Source organism: Methylobacterium sp. 1A, from assembly GCF_058072805.1.
Genome location: NZ_JBYQVE010000001.1, coordinates 1,746,559 through 1,762,336, shown reverse-complemented (window position 1 = coordinate 1,762,336; position 15,778 = coordinate 1,746,559). Strand labels below are relative to the sequence as shown.

Annotated in this window: 11 protein-coding genes and 3 pseudogenes; 4 read left to right on the top strand and 10 right to left on the bottom strand. The window is 65.2% G+C overall.

What is annotated here, in order from left to right; all coding sequences use genetic code 11:
• Positions 1–72 precede the first annotated feature (72 nt).
• Positions 73–2,166: a glycogen debranching protein gene (locus ACX9MN_RS08625; protein WP_489724224.1), complete on the top strand. Its 2,094-nt coding sequence runs from the start codon at positions 73–75 to the stop codon at positions 2,164–2,166.
• Positions 2,167–2,271: 105 nt separating this feature from the next.
• On the opposite strand, the gene glgP is transcribed toward ACX9MN_RS08625, so the two are convergent.
• The 4 genes and pseudogenes from glgP to ACX9MN_RS08605 all read right to left on the bottom strand — a co-directional run.
• Positions 2,272–4,776, bottom strand: coding sequence for an alpha-glucan family phosphorylase (gene glgP / locus ACX9MN_RS08620; RefSeq protein WP_489724223.1), 2,505 nt, complete (start codon positions 4,774–4,776; stop codon positions 2,272–2,274).
• A gap of 135 nt (positions 4,777–4,911) precedes the next feature.
• Entirely contained in the window at positions 4,912–5,103 is a 192-nt protein-coding gene (locus ACX9MN_RS08615) for a hypothetical protein (RefSeq protein WP_489724222.1), read from the bottom strand.
• Positions 5,104–5,405: 302 nt separating this feature from the next.
• Complete coding sequence (locus ACX9MN_RS08610) at positions 5,406–7,805, bottom strand: phosphoketolase family protein (protein ID WP_489724221.1); 2,400 nt, start codon at positions 7,803–7,805, stop codon at positions 5,406–5,408.
• Positions 7,806–7,926: 121 nt separating this feature from the next.
• Positions 7,927–8,393 (bottom strand): annotated as a pseudogene (locus ACX9MN_RS08605) (ABC transporter permease); the annotation flags it as partial.
• A 345-nt stretch (positions 8,394–8,738) separates the two neighbouring features.
• Between ACX9MN_RS08605 and ACX9MN_RS08600 the strand changes: the two are divergent.
• Positions 8,739–8,996, top strand: coding sequence for a hypothetical protein (locus ACX9MN_RS08600; RefSeq protein WP_489724220.1), 258 nt, complete (start codon positions 8,739–8,741; stop codon positions 8,994–8,996).
• 168 nt (positions 8,997–9,164) lie between these two features.
• Here the strand turns inward: ACX9MN_RS08600 and ACX9MN_RS08595 are convergent, their stop codons facing one another.
• Positions 9,165–9,326, bottom strand: coding sequence for a hypothetical protein (locus tag ACX9MN_RS08595; protein ID WP_489724219.1), 162 nt, complete (start codon positions 9,324–9,326; stop codon positions 9,165–9,167).
• An 85-nt stretch (positions 9,327–9,411) separates the two neighbouring features.
• Between ACX9MN_RS08595 and ACX9MN_RS08590 the strand changes: the two genes are divergently transcribed.
• A complete protein-coding gene (locus ACX9MN_RS08590) occupies positions 9,412–10,020 on the top strand; it encodes a TonB C-terminal domain-containing protein (protein WP_489724218.1) in 609 nt (202 codons plus the stop codon).
• Positions 10,021–10,203: 183 nt separating this feature from the next.
• On the opposite strand, the gene ACX9MN_RS08585 is transcribed toward ACX9MN_RS08590, so the two are convergent.
• The 5 genes and pseudogenes from ACX9MN_RS08585 to ACX9MN_RS08565 all read right to left on the bottom strand — a co-directional run bounded on the left by ACX9MN_RS08585 (position 10,204) and on the right by ACX9MN_RS08565 (position 14,787).
• On the bottom strand, positions 10,204–10,614 hold the full coding sequence (locus ACX9MN_RS08585; RefSeq protein WP_489724217.1) for a TetR/AcrR family transcriptional regulator C-terminal domain-containing protein: 411 nt from the start codon (positions 10,612–10,614) through the stop codon (positions 10,204–10,206).
• Positions 10,615–10,791: 177 nt separating this feature from the next.
• Positions 10,792–11,523: an IS21-like element ISMex39 family helper ATPase IstB gene (gene istB, locus ACX9MN_RS08580; RefSeq protein WP_043766072.1), complete on the bottom strand. Its 732-nt coding sequence runs from the start codon at positions 11,521–11,523 to the stop codon at positions 10,792–10,794.
• A 5-nt stretch (positions 11,524–11,528) separates the two neighbouring features.
• Positions 11,529–13,022: pseudogene (gene istA, locus ACX9MN_RS08575) on the bottom strand (IS21-like element ISMex39 family transposase); the annotation flags it as partial.
• Between the two features lie 86 nt (positions 13,023–13,108).
• A complete protein-coding gene (locus ACX9MN_RS08570) occupies positions 13,109–13,300 on the bottom strand; it encodes a helix-turn-helix domain-containing protein (RefSeq protein ID WP_489724216.1) in 192 nt (63 codons plus the stop codon).
• Positions 13,301–13,605: 305 nt separating this feature from the next.
• Positions 13,606–14,787: an RNA-guided endonuclease InsQ/TnpB family protein gene (locus ACX9MN_RS08565; RefSeq protein ID WP_489724215.1), complete on the bottom strand. Its 1,182-nt coding sequence runs from the start codon at positions 14,785–14,787 to the stop codon at positions 13,606–13,608.
• A 339-nt stretch (positions 14,788–15,126) separates the two neighbouring features.
• Between ACX9MN_RS08565 and ACX9MN_RS08560 the strand changes: the two are divergent.
• Positions 15,127–15,534, top strand: a pseudogene (locus ACX9MN_RS08560) (hypothetical protein); the annotation flags it as partial.
• Positions 15,535–15,778 lie beyond the last annotated feature (244 nt).

Genomic DNA, 15,778 nt, shown 5'->3' with positions numbered 1-15,778 from the left:
GACGCGCGATTGAGGGGTGACTTTATCCAAAAGACAAGGCACCCAACTTTCATGGGGTACGGCACTTAAACAATGACGGCACTGTTCTCGCCCTTATTCGCGCCGGCCGAGAATCGCTGGATCGCCAAGGAGGGAGCTCCGCGCCCACTCGGAAGCCACCATGTCCCGGAATCGAACAGCTACAATTTCGCCCTCTATTCAAAACACGCGAGCAGCGTGACTTTGCTGCTCTTCGCGAGTGACGGTGACATAGCTCCTCGCCACGAGTACCGCCTCGATCCACTTGTTCACAAGAGTGGACGCATCTGGCACTGCCGTATCCCGGCGGCCCAGGTTGAAGAGGCGCCGCTGTACGGCTATCGCGTGGACGGACCACACGATCTTACTGCCGGGCACCGCTTCGATCCAGGCAAGGTGCTACTCGATCCGTTCGCACGCGCTGTAGCTTTTCCGCCCGACTTCAGCCGCATGAGCGTATCCCGGCTAGGCCGCGATCCGGGGCGTCCACCGCTTGGAATCGCACCGACTGTAACCCGCGATTTCGACTGGACCGGGGATCGCAGGCCGCGCCATTCGCACGACACGGTCATCTACGAGCTGCATGTCCGTGGCTTTACGCGCAATCCGAATTCCGGGGTGGCGTCGGGGCGAGCAGGGACATATTCAGGCGTGATCGACAAGATTCCCTACCTCCGTGAACTGGGCGTGACGGCGGTGGAATTGTTGCCCGTCTTCCAATTCGATCCGGGCGAAGGAAATTACTGGGGCTACATGCCCTTGAGCTTCTTCGCCCCGCATCAGGGCTATGCGATGTCGCAAGGCCGGGGAGAGGAGATCGACGAGTTCCGCGCCATGGTGAAGGCGTTGCACCAAGCTGATATCGAGATCATTCTGGATGTGGTCTATAACCATACCGCAGAGGGCAATGAAACGGGTCCAACATACAGTTTTCGCGGCATCGACAACAGCACATATTACTTACTCGAAGAAGATCGTTCACGATACCGGAACGACAGTGGCACCGGCAATGTCCTCCACACGGCCAATCGTCACGTACAAGCGATGGTACTGGCCAGCATGCGATACTGGGTGCGCGAGATGCATATCGACGGGTTCCGCTTCGATCTTGCCTCCCTCTTCACGCGCGCGGATGATGGCAGCGTCAATCTGAACGATCCGCCGATCATCTCTGCGATCCAGAGCGATCCGGATCTCGCCGATGTGCGGCTTATCGCCGAGGCCTGGGACATGTCGAGCTATCAGCTCGGCCGATCCTTTCCCGGCCTGAGTTGGCTGCAATGGAATGGGCAGTTCCGGGACCAGGTTCGCGCGGCACTGCGCGGCGACGCTGGCCACACCGGCAAACTGATGCAGCGACTCTATGGAAGCGACGATCTATTTCCGGACACGCTGGAAGGGGCTTATCATGCCTATCAGAGCGTGAACTTCGTCACCTGTCACGATGGGTTCTGTCTTTACGACCTACTCGCCTACAACCGGAAGAATAATTGGGCAAATGGCCACGGCAACACCGACGGGCCGGACCAGAATTTCTCCTGGAATTGCGGCTGGGAGGGCGATGTCGATGTGCCGAACTCGGTGCTTGAGCTGCGCCGCCGTCAAGCGAAGAATCATCTCGCGATTCTGCTCCTCGCGAATGGCACGCCCATGCTGCTGGCAGGCGACGAGTTCCTGCACACGCAGCACGGCAACAACAATCCCTACAATCAGGACAACCCGACGACTTGGCTCGATTGGAACCGGCTGACGCGGCACGCCGAAATCTTCCGTTTCTGCAAGGCTATGATCGCGTTCCGCAAGCGTCATCCCTCACTTGGCCGGAGCCGGTTCTGGCGGGACGACGTGTCCTGGCATGGCGAGAACGGACCGGTGAATCATGGCGCGCGTGCTGCTCGCTTCGCCGTGCATCTGCGCGGGGCCTCGCAGCAGGATCAGGATATCTACATCATCATCAATTGCGATCCGGACGGTGCTTGGTTCAGGCTGCCCGGAATCGGCTGGCATCGGGCGATGGATACCGCTCGTGCAGCGCCCGACGACGTCGGCGAGGCAGGCTCGGAACCGAAAGTAGCTGCAGACTGCTACTTCGTGCAGGGCCGCTCCGTCGTCGTCCTGATCTGCCCGGAGAGACGAGGTGCGGCTTGACAACTTCCATACATCCGGCTCCGGAAGATTCGGCTATCCAGGATTCGAGGTTGTGTTGCCTTCCCCTGCGCTCAGGCGGCATGCGCCTGTTGACACGGGACACCCTCATCTCCGCCAGAGAATCAAAGGGATTTCGAGCGGACGATGCAATGCCGGGTGTCGCGGCATGATGCGCGGCGTGAAGCTCGATTCCGGTCGGCCCACTGGAACGGTGACGGCGTAGAGCAGGGCGCCTGCGGCCGTGGGTTGGACCGCCTGCGGCTCCATCACCGCGCGGAACGGCGGCCCACCTTCGACCTCTGCTTCCGCGTAGAGTTCGACCTCGACCATCTCCGGAGTGAGTTCGCCGAGCAGGACTTCGACGGATACCTTGCGTGCTTCCCCTGCCATGCTGGTCCGCATTTCACCGAAGCTAAGCCCGGACCAGCGGCTGGCAATCTCCTCCATCCAGCGCACCAGTTCCCGCGCCTTGCGTCCGCCATTCGCGGAGCGGGCGACGTAGCCGGCGGCCGCTGGAAGATAGAGGCTTTCCGTGTATTCCCGCACAACGCGATTGGCGGAGAATCGCGGCGCGAGCCGGGCCATGCTCTCGCGGATCCGTGCGACCCAGCGCACGGGCATTCCGTCCGAGCCGCGGTCGTAGAATTCCGGCACGATCTCCCGTTCCAAGAGCGAGTACAACATGTCGGCTTCCGCGGCATCGACGGCAGGGTCGCCGCCATGCTCACGTCCGTCGCCAATCGCCCAGCCGACATCCGGCGCGTAGGCCTCCGCCCACCAACCATCGAGTTCCGACAGGTTCAGCCCACCATTCGCCAGCAGTTTCATTCCACTCGTGCCACTTGCCTCCCACGGTCGTTGCGGCGTGTTGATCCACACGTCGACACCCTGCACGAACGACTGGCTCATCAGCATGTCGTAATCGGCAAGGAAGACGATACGGGAACGGACATCCGGGCGTCGTGCAAAATCGCTCCACCGCTTCACCAGCGCCTGTCCGCCGGCATCGGCGGGGTGCGCCTTGCCTGCCACGACGAGCTGCACCGGACGGTTCTTGTCGAGCAGAATGCGCGCCAGACGGTCCGGGTCGTGCAGCAGGAGGTTCGGACGCTTGTATGTGGCGAAGCGCCGGGCGAAGCCGAGCGTCAGCACCGCGGGATCGAAAACGCTGCGCGCGGCAGCAATCTCGCTCTCGCCCGCGCCCGCCTCCGCGAGTTGCCGCGCATGCTCGCCGCGCAGATAGCCGATCAGCCTCTGCCGTGCATTGGAGCGCAGTTCCCAAAGCCTGGACGTTTCGACGGCGCGAATCCCGGCCTGGTTGCCGCTCAGATCGCCGCGCCAGCGGTTCTTGCCCGCCGCCTCCGTCCAGATCCGATCCGCCTCCGGCGAATCCCAGCTCGGTACATGGATGCCGTTGGTAACGTGCCCGATCGGAACGTCGGCGGTCGGCCAACGTGGGAACAGCGGCTCGAAGATGCGCTTGCTGACTTGCTCGTGCAGTGCGCTCACCGCGCTCACGGCACAGCTTGCACGGACGGCGAGATAGGCCATGTTGAACGGCTCGGTACTGTCGCGCGGATCGCGGCGGCCGAGCGCGAGCAGCTCGTCGATGGATATGCCGAGCCGCAGCTCGGCATATCGCGACAGGTATTTGCGCACGAGCGCCGGTGCGAACCGGTCGAAACCCGCCTCTACTGCGGTGTGTGTGGTGAAGACGTTGCCGGCGCGCGTCGCCGCCAGGGCCTCCGCGAAGGAGCAGCCGTTCTCGTCGCGAAAATGTCCGGCCCGCTCCAGCGCAGCGAGCGCCGCATGACCCTCGTTCAGGTGGCAGACTTCGGGGTCGAGGCCGATTCTGCGCAGAAGCTGCCAGCCGGCAATCCCGAGAACCATCTCCTGCTGCAGCCTGAGCTCCGGGCCACCGCCGTAGAGCTGGCTCGTGATGCAGCGATGCGCGGGCAGGTTGGCTGGATCGTTCGTGTCGAGCAGATAGAGCGTCCTTCGTCCGAGTTGCACCTCCCAGACGCGGACCCACAAGGTCGCGCCCGGCAGCTCGTAGCGTAGGCGGAGCCACGCACCGTTCGCATCGCGCAGCGGACGCAACGGGAGTTGGCTGGGATCGTTGGCAGGGTAGAGCGCCTCCTGGCTGCCGTCCTCCCGGATCGCCTGACGGAAATAGCCCTGCGCATACAGCAGCCCGATACCCACAACTGGAACGCCGAGATCGCTCGCCGCCTTGAGTTGGTCGCCCGCGACGTTGCCAAGCCCACCCGAGTAGATCGGCAGCGCTTCGGTGAGCATGAACTCCATACTGAAATAGGCGACCGTCCGCAGCCCGGCGTCAGCATGCGTCTGCTGGAACCAGGCCGGGGATTGCGCGATCCGGCGCTTCTCGACCAGAAGCGCGTCCAGCATGCGCGCGAAGGCGGGATCGGCAAGCAGCGTTGCGATGCGCTCGCGGGACGCCGTGTGCAGGATCACCCAAGGATTCTGCGTGGCCTCCCACAATTCCGGATCGAGCGTGCGCCAGATCACATCGGCCGCATGGTTCCACGACCAGCGTAGATCAAGCGCCAACTCGCGCAGCGCGTCCTGACCGACTGGGTCGCTCATCCACTATCTCCCACTTGTGATCGCGTCCGCCGCGAAGGCGCGCGCCTCTCTCGATCCGGTTGAGATGCGCGGCGCTCGTGAAGTTCTCGCAATGGATTTCGTAGGCGTCCTCGGTGGCGGGGGCGCCGCCGCCAATCATCCGCTGCCGGTGACGATCCTGGTGCCGCCGATCGGGCCGTCGCCGCCGCACGTCGGCATCAGCAGCTGCTCGACCGCCTCAGTCGCGAGGCCCGGGCGGGCGAAGCTGTCCGGCGTCAGCGTCGAAAACCCCTCGCGCATCCTCGCGCCGGCAGGACCGTCGTCGCGGCGGTTGAAGGACGGGCCCAACTCGGCGGTCGGCCAGCTTAGTGGTCGGCTGCGCGGGTATCGCAGCCGGGCGAAAGGGGCCCGTCGATTCCCTCCACGTGCTGGAACAGGCAGATCGCCTGCATGATCCGAGGCTATGCCGCTCGTTGAAGCTCCGACTGGGCGACGAGACTCGACGGCTCGACGTGCCGAAGGGAAGGCAGCCCGTCGAGACGGCCGGTTCCGACTGCTCCACGTCATAGGCGGTGACCAGGCGGAGAATGTCGGCCGGCGCATGCGGATCCGGCAGGCATCCCGCCCTTCGATTGCCGGGCTTGCCGCGCTCAATGCGCGGTCCAGACCCAATCCCTGATTTCCGGGATATCTTCCAGATGCTCGCGAATGTGGACCTCGTGCTGGGCGAGGAGCGCGTTGCAGCGCTCGACGAGCGCGACCCCGTCCTGCAGCAGGCTGGGCGCGTAGCGCGCCACGTCGAGCGCGAGATGCAGGCGACTCATCCTGTTCAGCACCACCATGTCGAACGGCGTCGTCGTCGTACCCTCCTCGATGTAGCCCCGCACATGGAAGCGGTCGTGCGCGGCGCGGCCATGCAGAAGATCGTGCACCACGCCGGGGTAGCCGTGGAAGGCGAAGACGACCGGCGCGGTCGCAGTGAAGATGCCGACGAATTCCTCGTCGCTCATCCCGTGAGGGTGTCGGTCCGGTGGGCAGAGGCGCATCAGATCGACCACGTTGACCACACGGAACTTCACGCCCGGTGCGTAGCGGCGCAGCATCGAGGCCGCGGCGATGACCTCCTGGGTCGGGATGTCGCCGGCACAAGCCAGGATCACGTCCGGCTTGTCCGGCTCGTGGCTGTATTGCGGCCATACCCCCGCACCGCGTGCGCAATGATCCTCTGCCTCGTCCATCGTCAGCCACTGCAGTTGCGGCTGTTTGTCGATCACGATGAGGTTGAGATAGTTCACGCTGCGGAAGCAGTGATCGGCGACGCAGAGCAGGCAATTGGCGTCGGGCGGCAGATAGACGCGCGCGACGACCGGCTTGCGGTGGATGATGGTGTCGATGAAGCCCGGGCCCTGATGACTGAACCCATTGTGGTCGTTGCGCCAGCAGGTCGAGGTCAGCAGGTAGTTGAGCGAGGGCACATCCGCGCGCCACGGAACCCGCCGCGCGTGCTCGATCCATTTGGCGTGCTGCATCGCCATCGAATCGACGATCATGGCGAAGGCCTCGTAGGTCGCGAACAATCCGTGGCGCCCGGTCAGCGTGTAGCCTTCGAGCCAGCCATGGCAGCAATGCTCGCTCAGCACCTCCATGACGCGCCCGTCGTGAGAGACATGGTCATCTCCGGGCAGGATCTTGCTCGTCAGGCAGCGATCGGAGACGTCGAAGACCGCGCCGAGCCGATTCGAATTCGTCTCGTCCGGGCAGAACAGGCGGAAGTTGTTCGGATTGGCCTCGTACACCGCGCGCAGATACCGGCCGAGGACCGCCGTCGAACCGATTCGGTCGCGCGCCGGCGCGTTGAATGTCACGGCGTAGTCTCTGTGATCCGGCAGAGAAAGCGGCACCCGCAGGAGGCCGCCGTTGGCGTGCGGATTGGATCCCATCCGGCGCGTGCCTTCCGGGGCGAGCGCGGCATACTCGCTGCGGAACTCGCCTCTCTCGTCGAACAGTTCTTCCGGCCTGTAGCTGCGCATCCACTCTTCCAGGATGCGCAGATGTTCGGGATTGGTCTTCACCTCCGCGACCGGCACCTGATGGGCGCGGAACGTGCCCTCGATCGGGACTCCGTCCACGACCTTGGGTCCCGTCCAGCCTTTCGGCGTGCGCAACACGATCACCGGCCAGAGTGGCCGCTCCTTTGCACTGCCCGAGCGCGCGGCCTTCTGGATGGCGCGGATTTTCAGTACGGCGCCTTCCAGCACGGCGGCGAATCGCTGGTGCACTTTCGCGGGGTCGTCGCCTTCCACGAAGTGCGGCTCGTAGCCCTGGCCGAGGAAGAAATTGGCGAGATCGGCGTCGCTTCGCCGGCCCCAAACGGTGGGTCCCGAAATCTTGTAGCCATTGAGATGCAGGATCGGCAGCACCGCGCCGTCCCGTTGCGGATTGATGAAATCGATGCTCTTCCAACTGCCCGCGAGCGGCCCGGTTTCCGATTCGCCGTCGCCGACCACGGCCGCCACGAGCAGATCGGGATTGTCCATCACCGCGCCGAAGGCATGCACCAACACATAGCCAAGCTCACCACCCTCATGAATCGAGCCTGGCGTCGGCACACTGACGTGGCTTGGCACGCCGCCGGGTGTCGAGAATTGCCGGAACAGCTTGAGCATCCCGGCTTCGTCCCGTGTGATCTCGGGGAAGTATTCCGTGTAGCTGCCCTCGAGCCAGACGTTCGCGATCAGTGCCGGGCCGCCATGACCGGGGCCTGCCATGTAGATCGCGTCCTGATCGTATTTCCGGATCAGCCGATTCATGTGAACGTAGACTAGGTTCAACCCCGGCGACGTCCCCCAGTGCCCAAGCAGGCGCGGCTTGATGTGCTCGGCGCTGAGCTTCTCGCGCAGCAGCGGATTCGTCATCAGGTAGATCTGCCCGACATTGAGATAGTTCGCGGCACGCCACCACGCATCCATCCTGCGCAGTTCATCCGCGCCCAAGGGCTGGTTCTCGTCTGGCGTCCCACCAAAATCGGGGCTCTCAAGCTTTTTGCTCACGCAACGCTCCATGCTTGAAACTGAACCGAAGCCAATAGTGCTTAGACTTTGAATCTATCCTAAGTCATAAGTCGGCTATATGCTGATCGAGCGGGCTTTTCGAGGAAGCCGTCTGTCTACATCACTTGAGCGACCGACGGAAGAACCCGAGGGACAGCGCGAAGAGCACCGAACCGATCGTGAGGAGCGCGAGCAATTGTGGCCAGACGACGCTCGGGCCGGCCCCTCGGTATAGGATGGCCCATGCCAGCATGACGAAATGCGTGTTCGGGGCGGCGAGCATCAGGGTCTGCACCGCCTCGGGCATGCTTTCCCGCGGCGTCGTGGCGCCCGACAGGACCTGAAGCGGGAGGAGCACCAGCATCAGCAGCATGCCGAATTGCGGCATCGAGCCCGCGATCGTGGCGAGGAAGATCCCCATCGAGGTCGTGGCGAAGAGCTGGAGTGCGGCCCCGCCCATGAAAAGGCTACCGAGCCTTCGATCGGAACGCGCAGGAAGCCCTGCACGACTGTCATGAGCGAGAACCAGGAGGCCAGGAGCACGACCAGCCCCATGGACCATATCTTCGCCAGCATGATCTCGGCCGGCGCGAACCGTCAGACCGGACTGCATCGGAACTCGCGCTGTCGAGCGGGTTAGTCCGCTGAGAGACCGGATGTACCTCCTCGTCTTCACTGCGCGCCATCGAGAGGCCGATTCAAATAAGAAACCAATCCGGCCCTTATATGCTTCCCGGCTCCGCGGGCAACCCTGAAAGTCGTGTGTTGTCGCAAGCTGCACGGCATCGAAAACGCAACGCCATCGTATGGCGCGTATCGTGCATAATGTCCGCAGCACATTTCGGCGAGGGCATCGTCTCGATTGCACGCCGAAGAGACGATGTCATGGGCGCCAGTTTGTGGTTGTGAGACCCTCTCGGCATCTGCGACGACGTGAAAGGCGCGCTTGATGACGCCGGGATCAGGCGATCTGCAAGCTGGATCGGCCGGCGCGGGATCGGGTTCAAGGTGCTGGCGCAGCACCATCTCGGGCCAGAGGCCTTTGTGTACGCGCCGGCGGCAACCGTCGTAGGCGGCGTTGAAGCCGCAGAGCAGCCTCTCAAGATCCCGACGCCGGCAGAGCGCGATGCCCAGCACCTCGCGCTGAACCCGGCGGTTGAGGTGCTCGACACGCCCGCTCTCCGGGGCTGAGCACATCAACCGGAAACGACGAGGAATCGGTTCATCCAGCGCGTACGCTTCGAATGGTCTTTGCGCTACTTCTCTCGATTTTACGTCCGACATGGCCCCGGGAGCCCGGACACTCAATAAATGGCCGCAGCGCTCGTGGTTTCTGTATGTCCGAAGCCATCCGGAAGTTCAGGCGCCGATGCACCTGATCACGATCTCGCTCGCGCCCCGGAGCCTGCAGTCTCGCGGACCGTGGTCGGCACGAGGCGGCACCGCATTCGTCGAGCCGAGCGCCCCGAGAACGCCATTGGGCTCGCCTGCGATCAGGATGAAATCGAGCGCCTCGCGCAAGGTTCGGCGCTCATACCCGCCAACGTGATACCGGAGGTACACCTCCTTCCTGCCGGAGCACCACAGGTTTTGAGCTGCGTATGGAATGACTCGCGTCTCATGCTGGCTAAGCCCTTGCCGGGGCCAAGACCCGATGGCGCGTGAAAGAAGATGGTATGTTCCTTTGCCTCCCGCATCACAGACTGAGAGCTTTATGTTCGAGTTCAGCGGCGGGAGCAGAGGCAGAGAAGAGCTACGGAAGCCGTGCGGGCCTTTCTCCAAGGGACCCTTTGAAAAGGAAACGCATTGGTTTATATCGCTCTCTCGAAGGGTTTCGCCCATGCGATCACGCGCGCTTGCAGCCGTCGCTTGCCTAGCCTGCCTACTTACGCCGACCTCGGCGCACGACGGCGTCAGCCGCGCCGCTCACGCGTGGATGTCCGCCGTGGTGACACGCGTCAGCGAAGTGGCGCGCCCGGAAACGCATGACCCGACGGGAAAAGTCCGAACGATCGAGATCCGCATTCGCGTGGCGGCGGACGGCTCAGTTCTCGGCGTGGAGGTAGAGCACCCGATCTCGGACAACTTTATCGAGAAGCGTGTCAAGGCGACCATCGCGACGGCCGGCCCCTTCGCGCCTCCGCCCCGCGAGCTGCTCGCGGCGGATAGCTCGACAGAGCTGAACTTTCCCGTGGAGATCGACGAAGCTCAATGACGGATGCGTCGGGCCCGCACTCGGGCTCCGACGGCGAGGATCGCGGGGCTTCGGAGCCTCGCGAGAAGCGATCGGCCTGCTGAATCGCCCCCTCCGGCAGGCCGATCGTGAATGCGTAGGCAGGCGAGCCCCCTGCAGGAGTGGGCTAGCATCACACCCGCTGAGCCGAGCATCGACCGGTAGTCAACCCGGCCGCGGCTGGCACCCCCGCATGAAGAGTTCCAGGCCGCGGCTTAGATTTTCGCGCTTGACATGGGTGAGTTCCGGCCGCTCCAGGCCGAGCACGGCGCGGTGCAGAGGCGGCCGGCATAGGGAGTTGACGAAGTAGTCGGCCGTGAACCGGATGTCGGCGACTGCGACGTCGCCGCGACGCCCCCCTTCCTCCAAACATCTTTCGATGGCCGGAAGGACCCGGGACATGCCGAACTCGTGCACCGCCCGGGCGAGTTCGGGAAAGCGCTTCGCCTCGGCGGTGACGATGCGGTCGAGTGCGACTACCTCGGGCGTCAAGACCACGCCCAGGACCGCGGTGGCGATGGCGTGCAGGCACTCGTGGGTCGAGCCGGCCCGGGCGGCTTCCTGCTCGACGGGCATGACCCGCTGCTCGATGAAACGTGTCAAACAGCGTTGAACATTGACCCTGGATCGGCGTCGAACTTTGACCCCCTGGATGGGTATGGCGGGACGCCCCTGATCAGCCCGGCGAAGGCGGGTCGGGGTGGCGCAGCCGGGCTGATCAGGGGTCCAGCAGGCGCGACGTGTGTGCTGGCCTCAGGCGCGGTTCTTGAAGCGCCAGCTCTCGTTGCCGGTCTCGACGATCTCGCAGTGGTGGGTGAGCCGGTCGAGGAGCGCGGTGGTCATCTTGGCATCGCCGGCGAACACGCTCGGCCATTCCCCGAAGGCGAGGTTGGTGGTGACCACGATCGAGGTCGTCTCGTAGAGCTTGCTGATCAGGTGGAACAGGAGTTGGCCGCCCGACTGCGCGAACGGCAGGTAGCCGAGTTCGTCGAGCACCACGAAGTCGAGCCGCGCCAGATGGTCGGCGATGCGGCCGTGCCGGCCGGCGCGTGCCTCGGCTTCGAGCCGATTGACGAGATCGACGACGTTGTAGAACCGGCCCCGCATGCCATCCCGGATGCAGGCTCGTGCAAGGGCGATGGCGAGGTGGGTCTTGCCGGTCCCGGTGCCGCCGACGAGCACGACGTTGCGCTGATGCGCCAGGAACTCGCCGCCGGCGAGATCACGCACCAGCACCTCGTTGATCGGAGTGCCGTCGAAGGCGAACTCGGCGATGTCCTTGGCCAGGGGCAGTTTGGCGATGGTCATCTGGTAGCGGATCGAGCGTGCCTGCTTCTCGGAGATCTCTGCCTGGAGCAGGTCGCCGACGATCTGCTGCGGCTCGTGGGTGCGCTTCACTGCGACCTTGATGATCTCGTCGTAGGCGGCCTTCATGCCGAAGAGCTTCAGATCGCCCATGGTGGCGAGGATCTGCTGGCGTTCCATCATGGTGCTCTCCTTAGGCTGTCGTAGCGGGCACAGTCGGCGACCGGCTCGTGGCGCAGCCGCAGGCTCTCGGGCGTCAGGATGGTGACGGGCGTGGTCGGCTCGCGCTGCCGGGCGAGGATGTTGAGGACGACATCGGCCGAGTGGACGCCCTCGCGCAGGGCCTCGGCACAGGCCGCCTCGACCGCCGGCAACCCGTCACCGAGCACAGCGGTGAGGATCTCGACCATCTGCCGGTCACCCCCGGCACTGCCGGCGAGCTTGCGTCGAACCCGGTCGAGGGCGGCGGGCAGCACCCAGTCCTTGAACGGTGCGCCGTTCCGGAGCGCGCCAGGTTTGCGGGCGAGCACAGGGACGTAGTGCCAGGGATCGAACACGGTCTGATCCCGGCCGAAGGCACGCGCGTGCTCGGCGACGACGCGCCCGTCCTGCTGGATCTCGATGCGCTCGGCGTAGGCTCGCACTTCGACCGGGCGGCCAATGGCGGAGGCCATGACCGAGTATCGGTTGTTGTCGAAGCGTACGAGGCAGGTCGCGGACACCGAAGCGGTGACGGCGTGGAAGCCGTCGAAGCGGCCAGCATAGGGCACCAGCGCCGCCCGCTCGGCCTCGAACCGCTCCCAGACGGTGCGCTCGCGCTCCTCGGGATGCGGATGGGCCTTGGCGTAGGCGATAGCTCCATCGAGTAGGAGCGCGTTCAACTCGTCGTAGCTCTTCACCCGGACGCGCGGGGTGAAGAAGCGCTCGCGCACCAGCCCGACCTGGTTCTCGACCTGCCCCTTCTCCCAGCCCGAGGCCGGCGTGCAGGCGACCGGATCGACGAGGTAGTGCGAGCACATCTGCAGGAAGCGACGGTTGTAGGCGCGCTCGCGACCGACGAAGATCGTCTCCACCGCGGTCTTCATGTTGTCGTAGATGCCGCGCTGGCAGGTGCCGCGGAAGAACGCGAACGCCCGGTCGTGGGCGTCGAACACCATCTCCTGGCTCTCGCGCGGATAAGCCCGCACGAACAGCATGCGCGAGTGGCAGAGCCGGACGTGAGCGACCTTGACCGTGACGGTCGTGCCGCCGATCAGCACGATCTCGTGGCTCCAGTCGAACTGGTAGGCCTCGCCTGGGGCGAAGATGAGCGGCACGAAGGCCTGCGCCGTGACCGAGGCGCGCTCGCGCTTCCAGGTTTTGGCATAGCGCCGAACGGCATCGTAGCCGCCCTCGTAGCCGAGCCCGCGCAGCGCCTCGTAGATCCGGATCAGCGTCAGTCGCTCGCGGGCGGACCTGCCGGCGTTGGTGGTCAGCATCCGATCGAGATCGTCGCGCCACGGCCCGAGCTTGGGCAGAGGCTGCACGTCGCGCTCGTAGGTGAAGGCGGTGGCCCCCGACCGGATGACCTTCCGGACCGTGTTGCGGGAGACGTGCAGGTCGCGGACGATGTCCTTGATCGCGCGGCCGCGGGTGAAGAACTCGCGCCGGATGCGCGCAATCGTGTCCACGCCCTTCATCCCCCTGCACCACCCTTCCGGCCGCACCAGAGGGCAGTCTGCGAGAACGAGGTTAGGGGGTCAGAATTGGACGCCGATCCCCCGCCTCAAGGGGTCAAAGTTGCACGCCGAAACACAATGAAACGCGTGGCGAACGCCTCGAACAGATCAGCCTTGGACGCGAAGCGCGCGTAGAAGGTCTTCTTCGAGATGCCGGCCGACGTCGCGATGGCATCGATGCTGGTTGCCTCGTAGCCTTCCGCGAGGAAGGCGTGGGTTGCCGCATCCAGGATGCGCACCGTGATGTCCCGCTCCGTCCCGCGAGGCGGCCGGCCGAGGCGACGCGGGTTTTTCGCGGACGCCTTCGTCGCGCCCGCAGGGGAACGTCCGACGGTGCGGCGCCCGGCCGAGGCAACGCGGCACCTCCGCGACTCGCCATCGTCACGGTCGGGCTTGTCACCCTTCGTCCGCAATGCTCCCTCCCCTGGCCGTCCGGTACGAGCCGTATCGGCGACGTGGCGCCGTCGCCGTCGCCGTCGCCGTCGCCGTCGCGTAACGCCTAGCCCACGCTTCTAGCCGCTATCCGGATTTGGGTGTGGAATACTTAACATCTTCCCCGCCCTGAAGGACGGGGATTTTCGGAGATCGTAAGACCTCGTCCAGTTGACGCTTCACAGGGCTGCCGATGCACACCCTCCACGTCGAACAACGGGGCGCTCCACCGCCGTTCGATGTTGACCGACGCGTCGACGTCGGCGTGGTCGGTGTGGCCGCAGCCGATGCAGGTGAAGCGCGCTTGGCTCTCGCGGCTACTCGCATCGGCCATACCGCACGCCGCGCAGGTCTGCGACGTGAACCGGGCAGGCACAGTCGCGACCTGCCCGCCGCGCTCCTCCGTCTTGTCGGTCAGGATCGCCGCGAACCAATGCCAGCCCGCGTTCAGGATCGCCCGGTTCAGCCCGGCTTTCTGGCGGACATTGCGACCGGGCTCGACGATGGTACCCCGCGCGCTGGCCGTCATGCCACGCGTGGTCAGGTCTTCGAGTACGGCCACGCCGAACCTGCGCGCGATATCGAGCGCGGCGCGGTGGTGGAAGTCGCGCCGAATGCGCGCCTGCCGGGCTTGGAGCCGGGCGACGCGGGCCTGCGCCCTGCGCTCCTGGAGCTCTATCCGTTCCGGGCTTGCAGGCATGGTCGGCATCTCGCCGGTGGACAGGGCGAGCGTTGTAACCACGCCCCGGTCGATCCCGACGACTTCGGAGCTTGGCGCGGGCGCGTCGTGCGCGATCTCGCAGGTGAACGCGATGGGCCAGCCGAGCGGGTCGAGCAAGATGGTGACGTTCTTCACGACACCGCGGATCGGGCGGCTGTCGCGGTACTTCACCCAGCCGATCTTGGGCAGGCGCACGGCCGACCAGTTGGCGTTGAGCCGCTTCACCGCGACTTCGCGACCAGGGAAGCGGAAGCTGTCATCGACACCGCGCTTGCGGGTGCGCGGGAAGCTCACCCGGCCCGCGAAGAAGTTGCCGAAGGCCCGGTCGAGGTGCGCAGAGCCTGCTGTTGGCACGACACGGAAACGGCGCGCACCCAGTTGAACGCGGCCCTCAGGCGCGTCAGATCGGCGGCCTGGGCAACGTAGCCGAGGCGGTGCCTCCGCCCCCCGGGTCGCCTTCTGCTCCAGCCCAAGATCGTAGACGAGGCGACACACACCCGCGAACTGCCGGAACAGGGCTTCCTGCTCGGGCAGCGGTTCCAGCTTGTAGCGGAAGCCGCGGGCGATGATCATGGTCTGTTCCTTTCGACGATGGACCGGCCGATCCTGTAGGCGGGGTCGAGGGCGATGCCGAGCGCTGGTCCAACGACCGCCGAAGGCGGTGCGCGGCGCCTGGAACGGTCGGGCAGGTCGGCGGGCTCCGGGCTGTCGTGCGGGGGTCCCGCGTCCGAGCGAAGGTCGGCCTGATCGCCTTTGCAGCGGCCAGGACTTCCGCCCGCCTCAGGTCTTTACTCCCTGCCTCCACAAGACCAAGTACGCCCGGAGCCTTGGAAAGGGAACGCCGGATTATCATTTGCGTTCTTGCCGAGGTCCGCTCAGAAGCGATCGTCCATCGACATGAGACCGCTCTCGATGATCCGACTGCTTCTTCCGCTTGCCCTGCTCGCAGGATTGACAATGCCAGTCATGGCTCAAGGCGCGTCCGTCGTCCGGCGTCCCACCTTGCTCCTGCACGGCAACTACTGCGGCCCCGGCAACAACGCGCCCGCAGCTCCCATCGACGCGCTGGACGCCGCCTGCGCCCGGCACGACGCGTGCACGCCCGAAGGCGCCCTGCCGTCGAAGGCCTGCAATCTCCGCCTTCAGGTCGAGGCTGGACGCGTGGCCGACGATCCGAGGCAGCCGGAGGAGCTGCGGCTCCTGGCTGGGTTGGTTGCTTCCGGTGCGGCGATGATGCCCTCCGCGCCTGTCGGCGGCCCCGATCCAGGCGCGGTGCTTGCAGGCGTCGAGGCGCCGAACCGGCTCGACGCCGTGAGCCAACCTGTTAACCTCAGCCGGTGCCGCCGCGCCGCGCAACCCCCGGCGTCAAATCCGGTGGCCTCGAGGCTTTCGTGTTCACGGCCGGCATTGTCGGGAGCGCGGCCGAGGTCCGGCAACACGCCATCCCTGCGCCAAGCCGGGCTGGATTGATCCTGAGCAATGACGCGAACCGCCCCGGCTCGGAAAGGATCGATGCACCCGGCACCGGGTGCGAAACCGGGCCATCACCCACTGAAGAAGAGCC